Raw genomic sequence first — 2463 nt, forward strand, 5'->3', positions numbered from 1 at the left:
TCATTGTGCCTGTGTATTATAGTGAGCGACAAGATACTAACTCTTCCGCATTTTTGCATGCTAAGCTGCAACAGTTCGCCTTCGCGAAAGAGCAAAAAAGTGCCTGCAAGAATTCTACGACTTGCAGGCACTTCCAAAAACAGGAATTAAAATATCAACAACGGGCGGTTGCTTATAGTGCCCGCTGTCAGGAAACAGATCAGCCCTTGCTCCGTGATTTACAGGATAAAGGAGGTAGAACAACAGGTATAGGTATACCAAGAAAAAGGCAGCGACCTGTTACAGCCCCTGCCTTTTTATTTTTTAACTCAGAACTCGAGACTCAGAACTCGGAACTCACATTAATTTTCTTCGTTTTCATCCGGCAGGATCTCTACGTCCTGCACCAGCACCAACCGCTCTATCTCGCGGGCTCTGGGGGTGTTGGCCAGGCCTCCCAAGGCCGTTTCCTTATACTTACGCTCCATGCTTTCGCCTACTTCGCCGAGGGCCGCCACGCACTGGTCCACCGGGATTACCGCGTTTACGCCGGCAATTGCCAGCTGGGACGAGGAGAAGGCAATGGCTGCCGCACTGGCATTGCGCACAATGCAGGGCACTTCTACCAGCCCTGCCACCGGGTCGCACACCAGGCCCAGCATACACTGTATGGTAATGGCCACAGCCGTGAACACCTGGTCTACGTTACCGCCGAGGCAGTATACAATGGCACCGGCTGCCATTGCGGCCGCACTTCCTGTTTCCGCCTGGCAACCGCCTACCGCACCGGCCAGCGATGCATTCTGCTCGATGATGAGCGCTATACCTGCCGCTACCAGCAGTCCTTCGTGTATACTTCTGTCTTCGAGCCCATGCAGGTCCTGAAGCGTGGTGAGCGTGCCGGGCAATATACCCGAAGCACCAGCCGTAGGAGCCGCGACCACGCGTCCCATGCACGAGTTTACTTCTTTGGCGCCCAGCGCACGCGATACCAGCATCTGAAACTCCGGAGAGAGCACCGTCACCGGCGATTTGGCTACTTTTTTGGCACTGTTGTTCACCATGCCCGAGCGGGAAGTCATGTCCTCCGTCAGCCCCGTATGCACGGCGTCCTTCATCACGTCATAGGCTTTGGCGATGTTTTCCCAGATAAACTCTTCGGTACGGCCCTTCTGCTCTATTTCGTATGCCAGCACCGGCTGGTATAGGGGTTCACCGGTTTCAGCGCAATGCTTTTCCCAGCTCTTAAAATCGTTGAATAGTAATGACATAGTATGTATTTCAAACCTGCCCGGCAACCGTAGCGCAGGGGGGTGTTAAAGATAATTTAAATTTAAGGATTCAGCTATACCTTACCTCAAGTTGATAACGTAGGTTCAGGGCCTAAACGTTCTGATTTGCCGGATTCATTGCAGATAGCAGGCTATACCTAACCTATACCTGCTCCGTTCGTTTCCCTGAGTTGAGAGGTATCATGCAGCTATACTTAAACTTATATGGAAAGCAACACGAGAAAACACATGTCGATCCGGGTGCATGGCAGGGTACAAGGCGTATTTTTCCGGGCCAGCACCCAGGAGAAAGCCGAGGAACTGGGCCTGACCGGCTTCGTGCAGAACGAACCGGACGGCACCGTATACCTGGAAGCCGAAGGAGGTGTGGAAGCACTGAACGCGCTGGAAGCCTGGCTGCACATTGGCCCGAGACGCGCAAAGGTAGAGAAGGTGGAGGTAGAGAAAAAGGCGGAGCTTGAAGGTTATAGTAGTTTTGAGCAACGGAGATAAAAAAGCTCCTATATTAGGAGCTTTTCTTGCATCGTAAAACTGACTTACATGTACTATTTGGAGTTGTAGTACTCTACAAGTTTAGCCATCTCCACGTCTTTCTTTAGGTCAGGCCGATTAGTTTTGAAATAAGATTCAAGCTCTGCGTTTTTATCGTTCAACGCATTTAAGACTGATTTTTTATCTTTCTTCACTTTCGTAAGCTGGTTCTCAGATTTAGAAATGTAATAAGTATTGCTCTCAACAAAGGACTTTGGTTTTGTTGCAGAATTATAGGTTAATTCCTCATGTATCTTTTTAGTTGTGCGCTTCAGCAACTGGGTCTTACCATCAGTGAGCACTTCATAAAAGGCCATTGGGGATGCACCATCCACAGAGGTATAGCCCCGGCGGAAAACTCTTTCGCCTATCTTAAATTCCAGGACAGGCTCAACAAATAGTAGTTCATTTTTAGCCTTATCCAAAAACATTAACTCATCTTCTACTTGGTTATACTTCAATTGGACTCCTTCAAACAATTTACCATTATTGAATTTAACTGACCCAGTTACCCATTCATCCATCAGATACGGTGTGCCCTTCACATCAACATATTGCTTTGCAACAATAGGGCGTCCCATATTATCCAGTCCAAGGTAATCGAATTGGGCTGATGCAGAAAGAATAAAAGTGCCGAATGGGCTTATAATCTCGCAAACGA

The 2463-nt window shown here is 48.8% G+C and carries 3 protein-coding genes; 1 reads left to right on the top strand and 2 read right to left on the bottom strand.

Going from position 1 to position 2463, the window contains the following annotated elements; translation table 11 throughout:
- Window positions 1-341 precede the first annotated feature (341 nt).
- The gene (gene sdaAA / locus OB13_RS16990; RefSeq protein WP_461491374.1) at window positions 342-1250 is read right to left on the bottom strand and encodes an L-serine ammonia-lyase, iron-sulfur-dependent, subunit alpha; all 909 of its coding nucleotides are present in this window, start codon (window positions 1248-1250) and stop codon (window positions 342-344) included.
- A 225-nt stretch (window positions 1251-1475) separates the two neighbouring features.
- On the opposite strand from sdaAA, the gene OB13_RS16995 reads away from it, so the two are divergent.
- The gene (locus tag OB13_RS16995; protein WP_461491375.1) at window positions 1476-1763 is read left to right on the top strand and encodes an acylphosphatase; all 288 of its coding nucleotides are present in this window, start codon (window positions 1476-1478) and stop codon (window positions 1761-1763) included.
- 53 nt (window positions 1764-1816) lie between these two features.
- On the opposite strand, the gene OB13_RS17000 is transcribed toward OB13_RS16995, so the two are convergent.
- Window positions 1817-2463, bottom strand: a 647-nt coding sequence (locus OB13_RS17000; protein WP_461491376.1) for a hypothetical protein, incomplete at its 5' end; no start/stop codon positions are given.

It is taken from the genome of Pontibacter sp. HJ8 (assembly GCF_054824225.1).